Raw genomic sequence first — 1,163 nt, forward strand, 5'->3', positions numbered from 1 at the left:
GCAAGCGATGGTGTCTTCGAAAGCTGGAGAAAACGGCTACTTCAACTTTTACAACAGTGAACTTCACGCCGAGTTGGTGAAACGTCAGCATTTGGAAACGTTCCTGAAAACCCAAATTGAAAGTGAGCTGGTGGATGTGTATTTTCAGCCAATTATTGAAACGCGAACCGGCAATGTGGTGAAGTTCGAAGCATTAGCGCGCTTCTATCACGAAAACAGCGAGTACAGCACGCAAGAGATGATTTCCATCATTGAAGACCTGGAGTTGATCGCTGCGCTGGATGACGTTGTTTGTCAAACCGCACTGAAGCAGTGGCCACATTTGCAAAAAATCTATGGCGAAAATATCGGACTTTCTATTAATCGCTCGTTGAATACCAAGCTGGATTCATTGCAAGTTCTCCAGCGATCGCTCGATTTGATTAAAGCCAGCGATGTAAACCCAAAACTGGTGACTATTGAGTTAACAGAAACCGCGTATTTCGAGCAAGATGAAGAACACGCGTTTGCGTTAGAGCAGATTCGCCAAGAGGGCATTCAAATTGCGATTGACGACTTTGGTACGGGTTACTCTTCGTTTTCTTATTTGGAAGAAGGGCAATTTGATGTACTAAAAATCGACCGCAAGTTCGTCAAGAATATTCATGAGGGCAGTACAAGTTATAACATCGTCAAAACCATTACCGATTTGGCACACAAGCTGAACGTCGAGGTGGTTGCCGAAGGTGTCGAGTCACAACGCGAGCTCGAAGTGTTGGCTGGTATTGGTGTTGATTACATGCAGGGCTTCCTCTTTTCTCAGGCGTTGCCAGTCGTACTACTCGATACGGCTCAAGCTCATGACACACTTTTTAATGGTGTGATGGTTAAACCGACTCAAGATGCGATGCTGCAGTCGTTATGTCATCACGATGTGCGCCGACTCGACCCAGGTGAACCGCTGTCTTTGGCGGTGGAATACATGAATCTGAGCCCAAGCGCACCTTTGGTGGTCATCAATGAAAACCGCTGCGTTGGGTTGATCACCAAAGAGCAAGTCAACTTGCACATGACGCCAGCGATGGGGACAGATTTAGAAACCGAGCGCGAACATCGACTTTGGAAACGGCCAGTCAATCAGGTGATGAGCACCGCATTTGAGCAAGTTGATGCCTGTTTGCCAG

At 46.9% G+C, this 1,163-nt stretch carries 1 protein-coding gene; it reads left to right on the top strand.

Annotated features, from left to right (window positions below; genetic code table 11):
* Positions 1–1,163: EAL domain-containing protein (locus tag R7E00_RS24465; RefSeq protein WP_318124822.1), on the top strand; the 1,163-nt coding region annotated here is incomplete at both ends.

This window comes from Vibrio sp. Vb1755, from assembly GCF_033338635.1.
In the GTDB taxonomy this organism is placed as follows: Bacteria; Pseudomonadota; Gammaproteobacteria; order Enterobacterales; family Vibrionaceae; genus Vibrio; species Vibrio alginolyticus.